General features: G+C 69.0%; 18 protein-coding genes. 9 read left to right on the plus strand and 9 right to left on the minus strand.

What is annotated here, in order from left to right; translation table 11 throughout:
* Nucleotides 1–69 precede the first annotated feature (69 nt).
* A complete protein-coding gene (locus ABZ810_RS02975; protein ID WP_358398402.1) occupies nucleotides 70–1,338 on the minus strand; it encodes a helix-turn-helix domain-containing protein in 1,269 nt (422 codons plus the stop codon).
* Between the two features lie 205 nt (nucleotides 1,339–1,543).
* Entirely contained in the window at nucleotides 1,544–1,711 is a 168-nt protein-coding gene (locus ABZ810_RS02980) for a hypothetical protein (protein WP_358398405.1), read from the minus strand.
* A 795-nt stretch (nucleotides 1,712–2,506) separates the two neighbouring features.
* Between ABZ810_RS02980 and ABZ810_RS02985 the strand changes: the two genes are divergently transcribed.
* Nucleotides 2,507–4,111: a GMC oxidoreductase gene (locus tag ABZ810_RS02985; protein WP_358398407.1), complete on the plus strand. Its 1,605-nt coding sequence runs from the start codon at nucleotides 2,507–2,509 to the stop codon at nucleotides 4,109–4,111.
* A 263-nt stretch (nucleotides 4,112–4,374) separates the two neighbouring features.
* On the opposite strand, the gene ABZ810_RS02990 is transcribed toward ABZ810_RS02985, so the two are convergent.
* The 4 genes from ABZ810_RS02990 to ABZ810_RS03005 all read right to left on the minus strand — a co-directional run bounded on the left by ABZ810_RS02990 (nucleotide 4,375) and on the right by ABZ810_RS03005 (nucleotide 8,591).
* Entirely contained in the window at nucleotides 4,375–5,205 is an 831-nt protein-coding gene (locus tag ABZ810_RS02990; RefSeq protein ID WP_358398410.1) for an SMI1/KNR4 family protein, read from the minus strand.
* 498 nt (nucleotides 5,206–5,703) lie between these two features.
* Nucleotides 5,704–6,675, minus strand: a complete 972-nt coding sequence (locus tag ABZ810_RS02995; RefSeq protein WP_358398413.1) for an NAD(P)-dependent alcohol dehydrogenase — start codon at nucleotides 6,673–6,675, stop codon at nucleotides 5,704–5,706.
* A gap of 144 nt (nucleotides 6,676–6,819) precedes the next feature.
* Nucleotides 6,820–7,902 (minus strand): SagB/ThcOx family dehydrogenase, encoded by a 1,083-nt coding sequence (locus tag ABZ810_RS03000; protein ID WP_358398415.1) that lies wholly within the window; start codon nucleotides 7,900–7,902, stop codon nucleotides 6,820–6,822.
* 338 nt (nucleotides 7,903–8,240) lie between these two features.
* Nucleotides 8,241–8,591, minus strand: a complete 351-nt coding sequence (locus tag ABZ810_RS03005) for a lamin tail domain-containing protein (protein WP_358398948.1) — start codon at nucleotides 8,589–8,591, stop codon at nucleotides 8,241–8,243.
* Between the two features lie 714 nt (nucleotides 8,592–9,305).
* On the opposite strand from ABZ810_RS03005, the gene ABZ810_RS03010 reads away from it, so the two are divergent.
* From ABZ810_RS03010 to ABZ810_RS03045, 8 genes are all read left to right on the plus strand, one after another.
* Entirely contained in the window at nucleotides 9,306–9,749 is a 444-nt protein-coding gene (locus ABZ810_RS03010; RefSeq protein WP_358398417.1) for a hypothetical protein, read from the plus strand.
* A 150-nt stretch (nucleotides 9,750–9,899) separates the two neighbouring features.
* On the plus strand, nucleotides 9,900–10,100 hold the full coding sequence (locus ABZ810_RS03015) for a hypothetical protein (protein ID WP_358398420.1): 201 nt from the start codon (nucleotides 9,900–9,902) through the stop codon (nucleotides 10,098–10,100).
* A 61-nt stretch (nucleotides 10,101–10,161) separates the two neighbouring features.
* Complete coding sequence (locus ABZ810_RS03020) at nucleotides 10,162–10,539, plus strand: ester cyclase (protein WP_358398422.1); 378 nt, start codon at nucleotides 10,162–10,164, stop codon at nucleotides 10,537–10,539.
* Nucleotides 10,540–10,968: 429 nt separating this feature from the next.
* A complete protein-coding gene (locus ABZ810_RS03025; RefSeq protein ID WP_358398424.1) occupies nucleotides 10,969–11,424 on the plus strand; it encodes a hypothetical protein in 456 nt (151 codons plus the stop codon).
* 265 nt (nucleotides 11,425–11,689) lie between these two features.
* Nucleotides 11,690–12,049 (plus strand): hypothetical protein, encoded by a 360-nt coding sequence (locus ABZ810_RS03030; RefSeq protein ID WP_358398427.1) that lies wholly within the window; start codon nucleotides 11,690–11,692, stop codon nucleotides 12,047–12,049.
* A 423-nt stretch (nucleotides 12,050–12,472) separates the two neighbouring features.
* A complete protein-coding gene (locus ABZ810_RS03035; protein ID WP_358398429.1) occupies nucleotides 12,473–12,844 on the plus strand; it encodes a hypothetical protein in 372 nt (123 codons plus the stop codon).
* A gap of 450 nt (nucleotides 12,845–13,294) precedes the next feature.
* Nucleotides 13,295–13,732 carry a hypothetical protein gene (locus ABZ810_RS03040; protein ID WP_358398431.1) on the plus strand — a complete coding sequence of 146 codons (438 nt, stop codon included), beginning with the start codon at nucleotides 13,295–13,297 and terminating at the stop codon, nucleotides 13,730–13,732.
* A 433-nt stretch (nucleotides 13,733–14,165) separates the two neighbouring features.
* Nucleotides 14,166–14,738 carry a DUF6506 family protein gene (locus tag ABZ810_RS03045; RefSeq protein WP_358398433.1) on the plus strand — a complete coding sequence of 191 codons (573 nt, stop codon included), beginning with the start codon at nucleotides 14,166–14,168 and terminating at the stop codon, nucleotides 14,736–14,738.
* A 189-nt stretch (nucleotides 14,739–14,927) separates the two neighbouring features.
* Here ABZ810_RS03045 and ABZ810_RS03050 read toward each other — a convergent pair whose 3' ends face one another.
* The 3 genes from ABZ810_RS03050 to ABZ810_RS03060 form a co-directional block, all read right to left on the minus strand.
* The gene (locus tag ABZ810_RS03050) at nucleotides 14,928–15,146 is read right to left on the minus strand and encodes a hypothetical protein (RefSeq protein WP_358398435.1); all 219 of its coding nucleotides are present in this window, start codon (nucleotides 15,144–15,146) and stop codon (nucleotides 14,928–14,930) included.
* Nucleotide 15,147: 1 nt separating this feature from the next.
* Nucleotides 15,148–15,528, minus strand: a complete 381-nt coding sequence (locus ABZ810_RS03055; protein ID WP_358398437.1) for a hypothetical protein — start codon at nucleotides 15,526–15,528, stop codon at nucleotides 15,148–15,150.
* 672 nt (nucleotides 15,529–16,200) lie between these two features.
* On the minus strand, nucleotides 16,201–17,304 hold the full coding sequence (locus ABZ810_RS03060) for an NAD(P)/FAD-dependent oxidoreductase (protein WP_358398438.1): 1,104 nt from the start codon (nucleotides 17,302–17,304) through the stop codon (nucleotides 16,201–16,203).
* Between the last annotated feature and the right edge of the window lie 23 nt (nucleotides 17,305–17,327).

Here is a 17,327-nt window from a genome sequence, read left to right on the forward strand (position 1 = left end):
CCGGCACCGAACCGGCGAACACCGCCGTCTCGAAGGCGGGGCGGGGCTGTCTCCGGGAGGGCGGCCGGTTCAGGTGGGGGTGCGGGGGAGCGAGTCATCGGGGGGTGGTTTGGAACGGGCCTGCGTTCGGCGGCGGTCCAGGTCCCAGGAGCGCAGCGCGAGCTGCATCTCGAATCTCCAGGCCGGGTCCTGGAGGCATGCCGTGCCGACGAGGTGCCTGATCTGGCGCATCCGGTAGCGGACGGTCTGGGGGTGCACGCACAGCTCGGTGGCCACCTGGGGGGAGGTGGCGGCGCCGTGGGTGAGCCAGGCCAGGAGCGTCTCCAGCAGGAGCGAACGACGGTCGGCGCTGAGCCTGGCGAAGGGTTCCAGGGAGGTTCGCCTCAAGAGGCGCAGGTGCCTTTCGCTGCTGGTCAGGTGGAGCATCGCCAGATGTTCGTCGCAGCGGATCTGGCCGGCTCCGGCGGGGAGGACGCCCTCCTGGGCGAGGTCGAGGGCCTGGCGGGCCAGTGTCATCGACAGGGGTGCCTCGGTCGGCTCGGCCGGCGGGCCTATGGAATGGGTGACGGTCCGCAGGGTTCGGCGCAACATCCGGCGCCGGGCGTGCAGGCCGTCCGCCGGGACGATCAGGCAGGGGTCGGGCCGTTCCAGGTCGGGCAGGACGTCGTTGTCGAACGTGAACGGCGCCGCCCGCCGCGCCTCGGGTCCGTCGAGGGCGACGCAGACCACCCGCGCGGGGATCTGCCATTTCGCTTCGCGGGTCAGCGTGGTGATGGCCGGGCCGATGGGGGTGACGTCGCTGAGCAGCAGGCGTACGAGGCGCTGGCGGACCTTGCGCAGCGCGTCCTGGGGCGCGGTCTCGAAGGAGTCGAGCGCCTGGCCGGATTCGGCGGAGACCCCCTGGAGGCGGCTGAAGATGGCGTCGGCCAGGTGGTACATGTACTCGGGGTCGACGCCGGCCTGGGCCCCGGCCTGGGAGACCCAGCGCCAGATGATGCGAGCGCCGACCTGGTAGGCCGTCTGCAGGTCGCCGAGCGAGCATCCGTCCAGGAACGCCCGGGCGATGAACGCCTCATGCGCCCGCATGCCGTGTTCGGCCGGAACGGGTTCTCCTCCGACGGCCCAGGCCAGAAAACCCGCGGTCTCGCTCGCGACCGCTCGCAGGGCGGCGGTGCGCGTCTCGCCCTGAAGCAGGCGGCCGACCGAGGGCACCTGCGTCTCGATCTCCTTGACGACCTCGTCGGCGAGCGCGGCCAGTTGCGGGCGCAGGATGTCAGCCATGATCGCAGCCGCGGGGTGGAGGCGGGCCTCGTGCTCGACTCGCCTGGTGTTGGGCATCGTTGGTCCTTCGTCTCGGTCGCCGGCCGGGAGCCCGGGGCACCTCCAGGTACGGGCCGGTACGCGGCCACCGGCGCCTGGGGGCCGTGCTCCCGGGCCGGTGCGCGGCCCGGGAGCACGGCGAGCAACAGATCGGTTCACCCGACGTCCGCCCGGCCTTCACCCTGCCCGGCGGCCGGCCGGGAGATGACGACCGGGCGGGAGGTCACGGCTGGGTGAAGTCGTAGGCGGCGCTGAGCGTCACCGAGGCGGGGCAGAGGAATCCGCTGGTGCGGGTGGCGGGCTGGTCGGTGAACGACGCGGTGCCGGGGATGTCGGTCGCGTCGTAGGTGCCGGTCAGGTCACCGCGGTAGGTGCAGCCGATGGCGCTCATGGTGAAGCCGGTGAAGACGGGACAAGGGAGCCTTCTTTCCAGAGATGGACGCCGGAGCCGGCGTCCGGGGTACGGGGAGCCGGCCGACTCAACGCGCCGTTCGCCATCCGGAATGGCGACGCGGCCACGGAGAATTGGCGGTAAGGCAGGAACTGCTGAGCTATTCGGGATGGGCGGCCATTGCGCCCGTGTCAATGGTTTCGATGGCCGATTCATCGGCGGGCCGGGGTGGGGGAGATCGCGCACGGTGCCGGCGGTGTGAGCTCGACCGCTGGTGTCGGCCGGATGCCTCCTGCTGGGCGTGCGAGCCTGAGGCGCATGACTCCGGTTCCTTGGCGGGGAGCCGCATGTCGGAGGCCTATCGCTAGATGAGAGCAACGTTCTCGTCAAACGTAAACAAGCTTTCCGGAACCGGAGCATCGCACGGTCTCCGACGGCGGTCAACAATCCCGCAGCCCGCCGGCGCGACCTGGCGGCGGGCCTCTGCTGCACGGATCAGGGCGCGGGCCTCCGGCGTTCGAACGTGGGGACCGGCGGCGGCAGAGGTGTCCCCGTCCAGATTTGTCATTGATCTGAGTGCTGCGTTATCACCGAGGTGACATTGACAGAAGGGGGTCGCTACGCCTCAATATGAGAACGCCATTTGCTGGAGAGGAGAGGCACCCTACCTTGCGGAGTCTGGGGCACGGTCACCACCGGCCCTCCCCCGTTCCTCCGCCCTCCGACTCCCACCCTGTCTCACGCGGCCCGATCACCCGATGCCGGTGATCGGGCGACGACCCCGCTAGGAGCCCCATGTCCCCGCCCGCGGAGATCTCCATCAACCGCCGTTCCCTCCTCCTCGGCACCGCGGGCGCGACGGCCGCGGCCGCCCTCGGAGCGCCGAAGCCCGCGTCCGCCGCCTCCGGACGCCGGATACCGCTGACGCGTGAGGAGCACCGGGTCGTCATCATCGGCTCGGGGTTCGGCGGCGGGGTGACCGCCCTGCGGTTCGCGCAGGCGGGGGTGCCCTCCCTGGTCCTCGAACGGGGGATCCGCTGGCCGACCGGCCCGAACGCCGAGACCTTCCCGCACGCGACGTCCCCTGACAACCGGATGTTCTGGCTCGGGTCCCGCGTGTCCATCTTCGGAATCCCGATCCCGGGTTTCGCGTCGCCGTACACCGGCCTGCTGCAGGTGGTGGGCGGCAACGGGATGGACGTCATCTGCGCCGCGGGGGTCGGCGGCGGCTCCCTGGTCTACCAGGGCATGACCATGCAGCCCTCGGAGACGCTGTTCAACGCCACCATGCCCGAAGGCCTCGACTACGCACGCATGAACAGCGAGTACTACCCCCGGGTGGCGAGCATGCTCAGGCTCCAGACCGCCCCTGACGAACTGGTCGGCAGCAGGAGCTATCAGCCGTCCCGGATCTTCGCCCGCAACGTCGGGAACGCCGGCTACGAGCTGTCGAAGATCCCGATGCCGATCGACTGGAACTTCGCGCTGCGCGAGCTCAAGGGCGAGATGAAGCCGTCCTACACCAACGGCGACTGCGCCCTCGGGGTCAACAACGGCGGCAAGCACTCGGTCGACGTCACCTACATCGCCGCCGCGGAGGCCACGGGCCTGGCCCGGGTCGCCACCCAGCACAACGTCACCGACGTCGCCCAGGCCCGGGACGGCCGCTGGGAGGTCCGCGTCGACCGCATCGCCACCGACGGCACCGTTCTGGAAAACAAGATCATCACAGCGAAGGCGCTGGTCATGGCGGCCGGGACCGTCAACACCACGAGGTTGCTGATGCGTGCGGCGGCCAAGGGCCAGATCCCCGACCTGCCCGACGGGCTGGGCACCAACTGGGGCTCCAACGGCGACCGGATCTACGTCTGGACCAACTACTGGGACGACTTCGGCAACCCCCAGGGCGGGCCGGTGGTCTACGGCAGCAAGGCCTGGGGCGACATCGCCACCGCCAACACCGTCATCCAGGCGTCGCTCCCGCCGCTGCCCGCCAACCTGCGTTCGACCATGCTCGTCGGCTACGGCATCAGCCAAGGACGGGGCCGCTACGTCTACGACTCCGCCAAGGACGACGCGATCCTGAACTGGCCCGCCGGCGCCGACGACACCCTGTACAAGAAGATCAACGCCCGCGTCCAGAAGATCGCCGGACCCCTGTCCACCCTGGTCGACACCACGGCCGCCTACCCCTCCACCTGGCACCCGCTCGGTGGCGCCTCGATGGAGATCGTCTGCGACCTGGCCGGTCGCGTGCACGGACACCGCGGCCTGTACGTCCTCGACGGGGCGCTCATGCCGGGCACGACCGCCGCGTGCAACCCCTCCATGACGATCGCCGCCGTGGCCGAACGGGCCACCGACGAACTGATCGCCCAAGACGCCGGCACGGTCTTCTGAGAGCCGCGGTCGCCCTGGCCGGTCTCAGCCCCCGACCTGGGAGTTGAGACCGGCGCAGACGCCACCGTCCACCAGGACGTCCGTCCCGGTGACGAATCCAGGAACCGCTCGTCGAGGGGATCGTCCAGGATGGCGGTGACGGCGGGGTCCAGCTCGAACGGCCCACATCGACCAGGACCAGCAAGTCCCCCGGGCCAGCCGCTAGCTTGGCACCACATGGGCCTCAAGGCCGAGGGGGCCTTCAGGACCAGCGGGCGCGGGCGTCAGGGCTTCGGAGGGACATGCTGGAACCAGTGTCCGCGGACGTTTTCCGCGGCGATGTGGAACGGGTGTTCCTGATCGGTCATCTGCCGGAACAGGAACTCGGTGGCCGTGCACTCGAACCGGCTGCCCTCGTCGAGGCTGTCCACGGCGTAGACGGGCCACCGGTCGGGGTCGGGCCCGTCGGTGATCCAGAAATGTGTCTCCTCGTGCTCGTTGTTCGACCAGGGGATCAGCCCGCCCGGGGCCGGGAACGGAGGATGCTCCTCCCCGAACCTCATGTCGCGGGCGGCGTGAACTTTGGTGTCCCGGATGAGCCTCTCTGGGGTGAACACGTCGAAGAATCCGTTGAACATGCCATCGCAGCCGAATGTCTCGACGAGCCGCCTGTAGTCGTTCGGCAGGGGCGTGCCGAGTCGGGACTCGACCGCTGCCCAGTCGGGCGAGGGAACGGGCGACGAGGGTCCACCCGTGATCGCGACCAGCCGCTCCACCCACGACATCCGCGCCGGTAGAGCGACCGGCTCCGGAATGGTCCGCCGCGCGACGGCGACGACCAGGCGGATGTCCGCGTCCGCCCCGACCGCGACCGCCCGCATGCCGTGTGCCCAGGCGCCGTCCCAGACGTGCCCTTGCGGGAGGGCCATCGGCGGCTCGCCGTTCCAGTACATGACGGGGTACCGGCTGTCGAACGCGTCCGATGGATCGATGTCGTTGTCGGAGACCGGCACGCAGGTGTGCCCGTCCCTGTGCCCGGGCTGTTCGCACGTCAGTTCGCTCGTTTCCGCCTCCAAGAGGCGGGACACGGTCGCCAGCAGTTCATCGCGGTCCATAGGAAGCCACCTGAGAAGTCGTGCGGAAGGGCGAGAGCGGGGGAGAGGCGTTCGGAAAATGGCGAGTAAGACTCAAGGCCGGTCCTCGATGGTCGGCTCGCCCAGATCCTCGATGGCGACAGGGCTTCGCGGGGCGAGGATCGTGATCATGTGCGTGAGTATCGCGGACCCACGGAACGGCTCGCAGCAGCTGGCGAGTTCTCGCCCAATCCGCCGTTCTGCGGGCAGGCCAGACGGCTTGCTCAGTGGGCAGGAGGTCCATCTGACGCTGCCCTTCGTCCTGCCGCAGGTCGGCGAGATGAGCTGGACACCGGCGTCGTCGACACTGAGGTCGGCGGCACCGAGCCGTTCGCCGACCTCCGCCGCCGCACCGCGGACGGTCTCCCAGGGCCGGTGACGTCGACGGCCACGGCGACAGCCGGTAACCACCAGCCCTCGTATCCGAAGCGGCCTCACGAATCCTGAGGCCTTGCGCCCGGATCGGCCCGAACCTGCCCGCTAGGCGACGGCGATGATGGCCTTGCCGCGCGAATGGCCTTCCTGGAGCCGCCGGATGGCCTCGGGTGCCTCGTTCAAGGGATAGCTGCGGTCGATGATCGGGGTCACCTTGCCGTTTTCAAGAAGCGCCGAAAGCGTCTCAAGCTCCTCCTTGTGCGGCACGGAGAACATCGGGCGCAGCTTGTGGCGGACGAACGGCGACAACGCGGCGGCGTGGAAGGTCCGGCCCGATCCTCCCAGCAGTCGTCCCTCCCCTTCGCCTCCGACCAGGACGAGCGTTCCGCGCGGGGTGAGAACGCTCCGCAGCCGAGGCAGCGGCCTCATCCCCGCCGTGTCGAGGATGAGGTCATAGCGGTGCGTGCCCTCGGCGAAGTCCTCCCGGGTGTAGTCGATGACCTCGTCGGCGCCGAGCGAGGTGACCAGATCGGTCTTGGACGTGCTGCACACCCCGGTGACGTGGGCGCCGAACTCCTTGGCGAGCTGCACCGCGAACGTCCCCACGCCGCCGCCCGCGCCGACGACGAGGACCCTCTGTCCCGCCTCGGCCCGCCCCTTGTCGCGCACCGCTTGCAGGGCGGTGATGCCGGAGGTCGGCACCGCCGCGGCCTGCTCATGGGTGACGTTCGCCGGTTTCGGCACGACCTTGCCCTCGTCCGCGCACACGTACTCGGCGAAGGAGCCGTTGCCCACGCCGAAGACCTCGTCGCCCGGCTTGAACGCGGTGACCTTCGCCCCGACCTCCTCGACCTTTCCCGCGAAGTCCCATCCGGGAACGCGGAGCTTGGGTTTGCGCAGCCCGAAGGCCGCGCGGACCAGGTACGGCCTGCCCGTCATCAAGTGCCACACGCTCGGATCGAGGCCCGCCACCCGCACCCGCACCCGTACCTCGTCGGCCTTCGGCACGGGCTTGTCGATGTCTTCCAGCGCGAGAATCTCTACAGAGCCGTACCGATCCTGCACGATCGCCTTCATCGGGTGCCCCCGCCTGCGTCAAGGTCATGGTCACTCGCAGACTCTCCCGTCCGGCCGGGCACCGCAAGAGACCGGAACTCGGACGGTCTCGACCTGATCGCCACCGCCGGCGCCGAACGTCCGATGCGCGTGCTCGGCGTGCGCCTAGGGTGCGGAGAGGGTGATGTCGCGCCAGGTCGCGGGCGTGGTCGGTGGCGGGACGGTCTGCGGGTCGGGATGAGGGTGGCCGGCGGCCAGGACGTACAGCGGCGTGCGTCCGGTGTTGTCCAGGCCGCACCGCTCGGCGATGTCGGAGTCGCGGAAGGCCGCGGTCTGGGCGGGCCCGAGCCCGAGCGCGGTGGCGGTCAGCACGAAGGTCTGGCCGAGGTGGCCGGCGTCGAGCAGGCAGGCGCGATAGGTGCGCGGCGCGGGGTACTTCACGCTCATGCGCTCCAGCCGCGCCGCGAGGACGACCAGGAACGCCGTGTCGCCGCACCACTCCTGGTCGCCGCACAGGTAGGCGGCTTCTTGCCCGGTGAGCCCGGCGGTGAGCAGTTCCAGGCCGTGCTGGAGCGCGTTGTAGTGATACCAGCCGGGATCGAGATCGGAGACGTTGAGGACGCCCACGTACGCGTCGATCTCCTGGCGGGCGCCGCCCTGCGGGCTGGTCCGGCGAAACACCGGCCCCTGCCCGCTGTCCACGAAGTCGACGGGGCCGAACACGGTGGCCATGAGCGCGGCGAGCACGTTCAGGGCCACCGGTTCGGTCCGGAAGTCGCGGTGCGTGCGGCGCCCGTACAGGACCTGCTCGTACGGAGCGCGAAGATCGGCGGGGCGGCGGGGCAGCAGCAGCCGCGGCACGTCCGGATGGCCGGTGAACATCGCGGGCAACTCGACCGGATCGACGAGCAGCTGCTCCTCGGCGAGAGGGATGTCGTCGTAGACGTCCTGGACGGCGTAGTGGAAGAAGGACGCCTCAGGCGTCCATGCGCCCCAGTCCTGGTGGACACGCGCATCCCGCCGGGCCTGGGGGGTGTCCTCGGCGACGAGCGCCCCGGCGTCGAGAAGGGCACGGGCGGCTTCGTCGATGGTCTCGCGGGTCAGGTGGTCCAGCGTTTTGGCCGCCTGCTCGACACCGCTCCAGTCCTCGAACGCCGACAAGATCTCGGCCGCCACCGGATGCACCGTCACGGGCGTGCCGGAGGGATACGGATGCAGGACGAACCGGCCGTCGTTCCAATAGCACATCAGACAACGGGAACGACGAAACCGCATGAAGGCTCCAGGCGCAGCTGTGACGGTGAGGGGGCCGGGGCCCGGGCGGTTGGGCCCGGGCCCCGCGTCATGGTTCAGACCCACCAGGGGAGGAGCACGATGGCGCCTCCCTTGGGCCGGTCGGACCGGACCACCGGCTTGGTCTTCATCGAGATCGTCCGCATGGGATCCTCCCATTCGCCATTGACAGGGCAGCTGCGAGCTTTCCACGGACAAGCTTCACGCCTGCTTCATGGACGCCGCAATGGACCGCCGCAGACGTCGGCCCGCCCACCCCCGCGGAGTGGACGGGCCAGCGCGGCAGCCACGGGTCAGCAGTACTTCGATGATCCCTTGCCGCCCCACGAGCACTGGTCGGCCGCTGCGCCGCTCGGGTACCGCAGGTAGGCGGTGTCACCGGTGTTGTTCCAGACGTACGCGCTACGCCCCCAGTAGCGGTGCGTGGCGTTGTTGGTCCCCTTGCCGGTGTGGACGTACACGCTCTTGCGGCCCTTCAGCGTGAACGTGCCGAAGGTGTAGGTGTAGCCGGTCTTGTCCCGCAGCTTGACGCCCTTGAGCTGCTTCGAGCTCTTGGAAGTGTTAAACAGCTGCACCCACTCCCCGTTCAGCGAACTGTTCGACCGGTTGTCGCTGCCCGGCCGGTAGCAAAGCGCTGCGACCAGACCCGGACGTGCACGTCAACCTTCAGGCACACATCGGCGTCTACACGCAACTTCCCCGCGCGCGCGGGGGAGAACGGGAAGGTCGTTGCCGCGAGCGACACCCCTCTCGCGACCGGGCCGTTCTGGCTGTGTCGGCGGTGATGTGCGTTTCGAAGGTCGGTTCGTTGGCGCGGTCGTGAGTATTGGGTGAACGCACATTTGTTCAGTGAGCGTGTACCGCGTGTGGATGGTTGTCGCTGGATCGGGTTGGTCACGTGCAGGCTGGGGCCGATTCGCCGTATCCGCGGCGGCCGGGCCATTCCGGGACGTTCTGTGCCGTGCCTCGCAGATCACGCGTCCAGAACGGAGTCGGATTATGAGAACGCGCGGCTTTCACGCGGGGATGCTCATCGCGGCAGCGGGCCTGGTTCTCACGGGATGCGCCGAGGACGCCGCACCGACCCAGAGTCGGCCACTCAGACTCCGACCGTCGCGGCGACCCCTTACAAGACCAACGGGGACCTCGGCCAGGTCGTCGTGGAGGACCTGGGATTCTCCAAGGTCAAGTGGGAAGAGAACCCCCCCGCGGCTGTCCTTCGGCCTCATATTGCGAAACCGCGACACGACCGATGTCGCCTTCCCCACCTTCACCCTTACCTTTTATGGCGGGGGAACTCCGGTCGGTTCCCAGGTTCGCGGTGTCACGGAGGCGCCCGGATCCTGCCCGGCGGCCGCATGGGCATAGCGGGCAGCGCCGTCTGGCCGGCCGGCAGGAAGGTGACCGGCATCCAGGCCACCATCCACCAGATCACCTGGTTCCCCAGCAACGCCCAGGGACGCTTCACCGAGCTCGAAGCCAGCGATCTGCGAACGCGACGGGTCCGCTCCCTGCTGGACGTTCCCGACCTGACGAGCCTGACCTTCACGATCGACTCGGCATTCACCCAGCGAATCCCCGGCGTCCACGCGACAGTGATCTTCCGCAACGGAGCCGGAAAGATCATTGGTGGATCCGATCACGGCGCCGCCGACGTCCAGGGCTCCGACCCCCAGCCAGGACGTTCCGTCCGCGAGTTGTTGCTCCCCACGGATCACGAAGACCCGGCCGCCGCCCCGGCCCCCGCCGCCGCCGACCTCGGCCGCACCGAGATCTACGTCTTCCCGAGCGAGTTCCCCTGACCCGACGCCTTCCGAGGCGCGGTCACCCGGCTGGGTGACGACGCACACCTCCGACGGCGTGAGTCCCGGACGTCAGAACGCGAGGTCCCGTACACCGACCGGGCGTACTCGTCGCGACCCCGACCTGTGACCGTCCAGCCGGTCAAGTCAGTGACGACGGCGGACGCCGCAGTCCTGCGCGAGATCACTCGCCGCCGGGCACGTCGAGCGGCCACCGACGAGCAGCTGATCTCGATGCTGCTGGACCGGGCCCGCCATGGATTCCTGCGGCTCTCCCCGACACCCTCGACTTCCCGGCCCTGGAAGCCGTTCAATTCCATTTCGATGAACAAGCCCGCATCAACTCCGTGATCGGCCTGACCAGTCAGGCATCAAGCAGCACTGCGACCTTCGCAGCGAAGGAGAGTGACCCTTGTCCACCGAGTTCAAGGCCGCCGCCCGCGCGGTGTTCGACGTCTGGAACAGCGGAGACCTGGCCCGGCTCGACGCACTCGTCGCCGCCGACGTGATCCACCATGACCCCTACGACCCGCACGGCCCCGCAGGACTGGCCGGGATGAAGACGACCATCACCGACCGGCGCGCCGTCTACCCCGACATGGCGTTCGCCATTCATCACCAGCTCGCCGATGACGACAAGGTCGCCACTCACTGGACGGCCACCATGACCCATGACGGCCGGCCAGTGACGCTCACCGGCATCACCATCGACCGGTTCGCAGACGGCAAGATCGTCGAAGCCTGGCGCGTCATGGACATGCTCGGCTTCAACCGGCAACTCACACTCTGATGGCGACCGCGCGGTGCACCACCCGCTCAACCCGTCCGACCCGGACGAGCATCGCGCGGTCACCACCCCTCCACCACCCTGCATCTGGTCTGGCGAGCGGGCGAGACGAGTCCCCTCCTCGCACGTTTCATGACCGCCCTGAACGCCACGGCATCGGCCGTCACCATCGCGCCGGGCGACACCATCACGGCGGACTTCCCCGGGCTCGGAACGGTGACGGCGGTGCACCCGCCCTGACCGCGGACCGGCACCACCGCCCGCCCGAAATTGACCCACTCGCCGCCCCCGTCCCGAGCCGCACAGGGCAACACGACGCGGAGAGTGAGGATTGCACCCATCAACCGGCAGCAGGCCGAAGCCAAGGTGAAGCAGCGGTGAAGCGGACGGTTGCTTGGCTCGCTCCCGATTCGGATCAGAGCGAGGAGATGCATGAGTCTCAGACCACGCAGCAGAAAGACCGGCACGGCACTCGCGGCGGGACTGCTCACGGCCGCCGCCACGATGACCATGGCGGCCGCGCCGACGGCGAACGCGGCGTCCGGCACACGGCTGGCCGCGAACGTCCCGTCGACGTCACCCGCGCCCGAGCGCTTCATCCCGAACGCGAGCGGCTCGATCGCCTGCCCGAGCGGCAGGGCGTGCGCGGTGGTCACCAACGCGGGGACCAAGTACTTCTTCCAGTTCTACAAGTACGGCCGCTATCGCCTGAGCTACTTCCTCGGCAGCGGGCCCGTCCACAACAACCAGACCGGCAGCGCGGCGATGAGGTTCTACGACAGGAACGGCGTGCAGCTGCGTGACCGCGGCTGTGTCCGCGCCGGCGGCCACGAGTGGATCAACTGGGATCCCGTCTGGTACATCGGGCTCACCCAGACCCCCTGCTGATCCCTGCCGACAGGCCAGGCCCCGGCGCACCACCTCCCACCAGGGCCTGGCCACCGCAAGCGATCGATGACCCGGCCGCCGTCCGATTTCGTTCACCTTCGTCCGAGGCATGGCCCGCTCGTACGGGACGCCTTTCGATGTGGTGCAGAAGTAGCCGAACAAGGAGAAGGAATTCGTGAAAGTAGCCGTGAAACGTAGGACCTGGGTGGCCGGGGTCGGGGCCGGGTCCCTGGCGGTCGGCGCCGCAGCCGTGACGCTACTCAGCATGGCGCCAGCTCAGTCGGTCACCGCCGAGTCCAGCGCGGCGGCCGCCGGGTCCGGGGTGACGGCTGCCGCTCCGTGCAGGAAGGCGGCCAGCGCCAACGGCGACACCGTCCGGTTGTGGTACTGCAACGGCACCGGCGGGACCAAACGCGGCTACCACGGCCAGGCCCTCCTCAACAAGGCGGGCAATGAGATCACCCTGCGCAGTTCCAGCGGCACGGTCATGACCCGCACGAGGATCACTTACACGGGAGTGCTGCACCGCTGGTTCAACACCAAGACCATTCCGGGCCCCGGCCCCTTCCGGGCCTGCACCGGACATATGGGCGCCACGGGAACGTGTACGCGGCTGGCGCGATAAGCGCCCATCCGGGCAGTACGACCGGCCGTGGACGGCAAGGCACCGGTCGTCGGCACCGCCGGGCTCTTTCGGCCCCGGCGGTGCCTTGACGTTTGATCGGCTCCCGTCGCCAAGCGCCGAGAAAGCAGGCCCTCAGAAGACGGGGGTCGGAACTTGTTGAACCACCAGAGTGGTCGAAGCGAGACCGTCACCCGCGATGGCGAGCCACTCGGCGAGGCTTGAATAGGTTTCTTGGCGACGATCAGCCGGGCCGTCCTCGCCGGTCACCACACCCGTAACCCTCGCTTGCGGCTGGTGGCCCCTCAGTCTGCACTTCGTCTCGAAGGGCAGACCGGGCAGCGAATCTGGGATGAGCCTGCACAAGGCCTGCACACGCTTGACGTGTGAGCAAACCGCACTGCGATCGAAGGGAGACATCTCGCCATGCGCGAACTGGCGTTCTGGTCCGAGCTGCAGGTTCCCGATGTCGCCACCGCCGAGGCGCGGTTTCAGCGAATCCTGGGAGACGACGATCCCGTGCCGCTGAGCGGTCTCGAACAGCGGCTCCAGGATTTCGTCGGCCGTGTCAAGGAGCGCGCTCCGCAGGCCGAGATCGTCGAGATCGGGCACGCCGGCGGCGAGCCGCTCTACTCGCGTTCGGGAATCGTCGTCCGATTCCCCGAGGAGATCACCAAGCAGGTCCATCCCAAGCTCGGCAGTGCCGCCGTCAAGCTCCGGCTGCACACGTACGACCGTCACCGGCAGTCCGTCTTCGGCGTCAGTGAGGACCCCGATATCTCCACCCGCTCATCCTGAGCATCCGATCAGGACCTTGCCCTGCTTCAGGGGCCAGTCCCACCAGGGGCCGCTGTTCCAGACGAGTTCGTCGTCGGTGAAGCGGCAGCATCCGCGAACGCCTTTGCGCCCGCGAGCGCACATGGAGCGACCGCGGCGACCATCCCGCTGCTGGTCGGCGCGTTCCTGGTAGGACGGCCCGTGCCGGGGGGCGAAAGGTGCCGTAGGCCCTCCCACCTGGTTGTCCGGATCGTCTGAGGCGATGTCCGGAGGCTCCACGGACTTGTTTCGGACAACCTCCGGCCCCCATAGAACTGACGGCATGAGGTTTCACGCACCGGCTTCACCCGGGATCCACCAGGTCTGGCCCCAGCCCTGTCCGCTTCCGCGCGGACCACGGCACCACCCTCGTTCGGCCGTCTGCTCCTCTCGCCTCGGGCCGCGAAACCTCGCTCCAACGACCGTCCGCAAGTGACCATCGACCGGAATCACCAAGGGGAAATCATGCGTATCAAGAAGCTGGCTTGGCGGACTCTTCTCGTCGGCGCGCTCGCCGGCGGCGCGGTGGCGGTTCCCGCCGCCGCCCAGGCATACAGCTGCTCCTGGACGTTCGTGACGACCATCGGGGCGGGCAAGGGGGCCAAGGTCCGCATCTACGCCAAGGACTGCAGCAGCGGGCACTCCGTCAAGGGAGAGATCATCGACGACAAGGCCGATGGGCGCAACGCCGTCGCCACCATCGGGTGGAACGACTGGGGAACGTGGAACGGCAAGGGCGACAGTGCCACCTACCAGTACAAGGTGAGCACATCCACGAAGTCGCTCACGATTAAGGCCAAGGCGTGTAAGCACGACGCCGCCTTCGGGCCGCTGTGCAGCACCAAGGAGACGAAGACCGTGACCTTCTAGCGACCGCGGGCGGATGGAGGAGCGGCCGTCGCTCCTCCATCTCCCCGGTGCGCGGAAGCCCCCACGCACCGCGGGTTCGCTCCGACCGGCCCTTTCACCGGTTCAAGCCATCGCCGGGATCGTCGCACTTACCGCTGCCACCCTCACGGCGGTTGCCGGAACCGCCTCCGCTGAAGGGGCCGACCGCAAGCGCCAGTTATGACTGGGAGGTCGGCAAGCCAGGTATTAAGCTCTACATCAAAGAATACGGTGACGTCGTCTCCGTATGCGGAACCGGTGTTTCAGTTCAGATCCGCCATTTTCGGGGGTCTTACACGCTCGATGTCGGCGGGCGGCTTTGATGCGGATCAGAGAGGGAAGCTACGCCCGATGAGGTTCCCTGTCGCCGGAACCAGTTGATCTCAAGTGCGGTCGAGATAGCAGAATGCCGAGCATGAGCGAAGACAAAGTGATCATCTATGAAGAGACCGGTGCCGACCCGACGACCGACGTCATGACGATCCAGAACGGGAGCGGGCGCACGCGAGTGCGGGCCGTCGGCAAGCCGGAGCAGATGCCAGAGCTGGTATCCCAACTGGTCGACGAAGGGCTGACCCGGGTCGAGCTCTGCGGCGCGTTCGGCGCGGCATGGCACGCCGCGGCCGGCAGGGCGGCCGCCGGAAGGATCCCCGTGGGGGCCATCTACTACGGGTTCGAGTCGCTCGCCGGCGTGGCCTCGTACAAGAAGCGTTTCGAGGACGGGGAGGTGCTGTCGGAGGCGTTCATCATCGTGCACGATGGCGCCGATCCATCCTCGGACGTGGTGGTGCACGACAAGCCCGGCGGCGGCAAGACGACCTTCGTGGCGGTTCCGGACGAGGCCACCGCCGGCCTGGTGGCAGGAAGGATGGCCAGCGAGCTGCAGTTGATCGAGCTGTACGGCGGGCCTGGGCCCGAGGGCGCCGAGCCGGCCATCCGGGCGGTGGACGGCACAGTGCCCGTCGGCGTCACCGCGTACCGGCGTTAACGTCGCGGCTCGTTCTCCCGTGCACCCTGGCCTGCCCCTTCGAGACGGGCCAGGGCATCACGGCCGGTGTTGCCCACCGTGCTCGGCGGTCGCCACGTGATCATCGAGTGAAGCCTTGTATGAGGGCCCTGAGCAGCTGTGGCGGGTCGGGCTGCGGCACTCGGCGAGGAGGGCGCGGGCGACTCCGCGCTACTCCGGGTGCAGGGCCCATGCTCGTTCGAACTGCCATTCCCCCCGGCAGGAAGAGGGAACGGCCCGAACGCGGGCGTTCGGCCCGTACCACGAGGTCAGTGCCGGCAGGGTGGCCAGCGGGCCGGACGGAACGGCCGCCATGTGCGCCGTGGACCGGTGCTCCCGGGCCAGGGGCAGCAGGCTCGTCTTGACCGCCTCCAGCGGATGACGTGGCACCTTACGTTCCATGGCCCAGCCCGTGGCGCTGGGCGCATTCCTCCTCCAGGGGACTGAAGCGGCGGACCAGGCGGTCCAGTGCCACGCGGCAGGCCGCGGCCTGGATCAGGGACGATGAGACGCGGGCCATCGCCTCACCGTCTCGTCCCGGCAGCGATCGAGAGATCATGGAGATCGTTTCGTGGTTCCACCGCGCCTTGTTCCTGGAACGAGATTCGGCCAGGAGCCGTTCGGCCCGTTCCAACGTAACGTCCTCCGGAAGCTCGGCCATCAGCGGCGCCATGACGTCCACCGCGGTGAAATCGGCGATCGCCTCCACGTCCTCGGGCAGGAGGGCCAGCAGATTGTCGACGTAGGAGCAGCGGCCGAGCAGCAGGAACATGCCGTTAAGGTCGCCCCACACACAGCCGCTCTCTCTCGTCGTCGAACCATTCCCGGACGACATCGCGTCCCGGTGGGGTCGTGAACACCTCCGGGACGCGGCTGTAACCGTGGTCACGAGGCTGCCCGTACCAGTCCGTACTGGAAGAATTCTCGGCGGTCAGCTCAAGGTCGGAGCGAAGCCGCGCTCGCAGTGCCCGCGCGTACCGTTCGTCCACCGCGAGATGGCGCAGCTCGGGACGGTGGCGGAGCTTGAGGTCGTACAGGCTGCCGGACAGCTCCGGCGGGGTCGGCTCGCGCGCAGTCGCTCAGCCAGCCGGAGGCCGCCCCTTCCGGCAGCCCGGGAGCCTCACCCGTCAACTGCGCCAGGGCACCGGTGCGCACCAGCAGGGTCCGTCACCAGTCAGATGGTGTTGGCAGAGGGCTCGTGGTCGAACTGGTCCAGCGGCAGCATCGTGATCAGCGCGTCAACCCCCGTACCCGGCCGGCCCCACCGCCATCCGGCGGATCAGGGTCGACTTCCAAGCCCGGGTTCGCCCAGCACCAGCGTGTGTCTCCGGACGGGGCGGCATCGAGGTCCACCCCAGCAATCGCTGACACCAACGGTCATCACTGACGCCAGAGCGTGCCGGAGACTCGTGGAAGCGCCGGGCGGGCCAGGTCGCTGCCTATGTCATAGTGCCTTGTGTTCGTGCTGGAGGTAGTCGCTGGCCGAGCGGAGCCAGTTGATGTAGGAGCGGGTCGAGAACGCGTCGGAGACGAGTCCGGTCATTGGTCCCTGCCGGCTGGGCATCTCGGCGTTCACCATCCTGGCGACCTTGCGCACGGTCTTGGACCTCGCGCGCTCGTAGCCGCGCGGGTCGCCGGGCGACGCGCTGAGCGCCCAGGCGTCCTCGATCGCCTGGACGGTGCCCATCGCCATCGCGGGCGGCATCGTGTGGGCGGCGTCGCCCATGAGCGTGGTCGGCCCCCGGCCCCAGACCGCCGGGACGCGCTGACGGTAGTGCGGGTAGAAGTCGGCTCCCTGGGCGTGTTCGAGCAGCGTCGGGAACGGCTCCGGCCAGCCGCCGAACCGCTCCCGCAGCCGGTCCATCACCTCAGGCTCGTCGCCCCAGAACCGGCCGCCGGGCTTGGCGCGCAGGTCGAACCACCACAGCGCCCTTCCGTGCCCGGCCGGGGCCACGCTGCCCAGCGACCGCCCGTTCGAGATCATCATGGCCGCGCCCGAGTCGATGATCTCGCGGGGCAGCGAGGTGAACGCCTGCCAGGTGACCCAGCCGTTGAGCCTGGAGGTCTCCGTTCCCCGCAGCGCCCGCCCGATGACCGATCTGCGGCCGTCGGCGCCGACGAGCAGATCGCCGCGGGCGGTGCTCCCGTCGGCGAAGGTGATCTCCGCGCGGTCGGGATCGGCAGCGGTGACCGCGTGGCCGTAGCGGACCGGCACGCCGTCGGCCAGGCGCTCGAGGAGTTCGCGCCTGGCGATGTGCAGGGCGGGCAGGCCGCCGAAGCGGCGCTCGACGGCGGTGAGGTCGATCGTGTTGAGCCTGCGCCCGCGCACCGACCGGCTCACCATCGACTCCAGGCGGCGTCCCGCGCCGTCCAGGTCGACCTTGAACTCGCGCAGGATGCCAGCCGCCGACGGCCAGATCGATACCGAGCCGCCCTCGGTGCGCAACTGCGGCGCCGCCTCGTACACCTGGACGTCGTGACCCGCCGCGGTCAGCCCGCGCGCCGCGGCCAGTCCCGCGACACCACCGCCGACGATGAGTACCCTCATGCCCGGGCCCCTATTCTGAGACT

It is taken from the genome of Spirillospora sp. NPDC047279, assembly GCF_040643285.1.
GTDB lineage: Bacteria > Actinomycetota > Actinomycetes > Streptosporangiales > Streptosporangiaceae > Spirillospora.

Bases quoted from the DNA above. Each gene is read 5' to 3' on its own strand.
- ABZ810_RS03010 (WP_358398417.1), top strand. From the start codon at position 9,306: ATGGGCATAGCGGGCAGCGCCGTCTGGCCGGCCGGCAGGAAGGTGACC.
- ABZ810_RS02995 (WP_358398413.1), bottom strand. From the start codon at position 6,675: ATGAAGGCGATCGTGCAGGATCGGTACGGCTCTGTAGAGATTCTCGCG.
- ABZ810_RS03030 (WP_358398427.1), top strand. From the start codon at position 11,690: ATGGCGCCAGCTCAGTCGGTCACCGCCGAGTCCAGCGCGGCGGCCGCC.
- ABZ810_RS03035 (WP_358398429.1), top strand. From the start codon at position 12,473: ATGCGCGAACTGGCGTTCTGGTCCGAGCTGCAGGTTCCCGATGTCGCC.
- ABZ810_RS03025 (WP_358398424.1), top strand. From the start codon at position 10,969: ATGAGTCTCAGACCACGCAGCAGAAAGACCGGCACGGCACTCGCGGCG.
- ABZ810_RS02975 (WP_358398402.1), bottom strand. From the start codon at position 1,338: ATGCCCAACACCAGGCGAGTCGAGCACGAGGCCCGCCTCCACCCCGCG.
- ABZ810_RS03000 (WP_358398415.1), bottom strand. From the start codon at position 7,902: ATGTGCTATTGGAACGACGGCCGGTTCGTCCTGCATCCGTATCCCTCC.
- ABZ810_RS02985 (WP_358398407.1), top strand. From the start codon at position 2,507: ATGTCCCCGCCCGCGGAGATCTCCATCAACCGCCGTTCCCTCCTCCTC.
- ABZ810_RS03045 (WP_358398433.1), top strand. From the start codon at position 14,166: ATGAGCGAAGACAAAGTGATCATCTATGAAGAGACCGGTGCCGACCCG.
- ABZ810_RS03060 (WP_358398438.1), bottom strand. From the start codon at position 17,304: ATGAGGGTACTCATCGTCGGCGGTGGTGTCGCGGGACTGGCCGCGGCG.
- ABZ810_RS02990 (WP_358398410.1), bottom strand. From the start codon at position 5,205: ATGGACCGCGATGAACTGCTGGCGACCGTGTCCCGCCTCTTGGAGGCG.
- ABZ810_RS02980 (WP_358398405.1), bottom strand. From the start codon at position 1,711: ATGAGCGCCATCGGCTGCACCTACCGCGGTGACCTGACCGGCACCTAC.
- ABZ810_RS03055 (WP_358398437.1), bottom strand. From the start codon at position 15,528: ATGTTCCTGCTGCTCGGCCGCTGCTCCTACGTCGACAATCTGCTGGCC.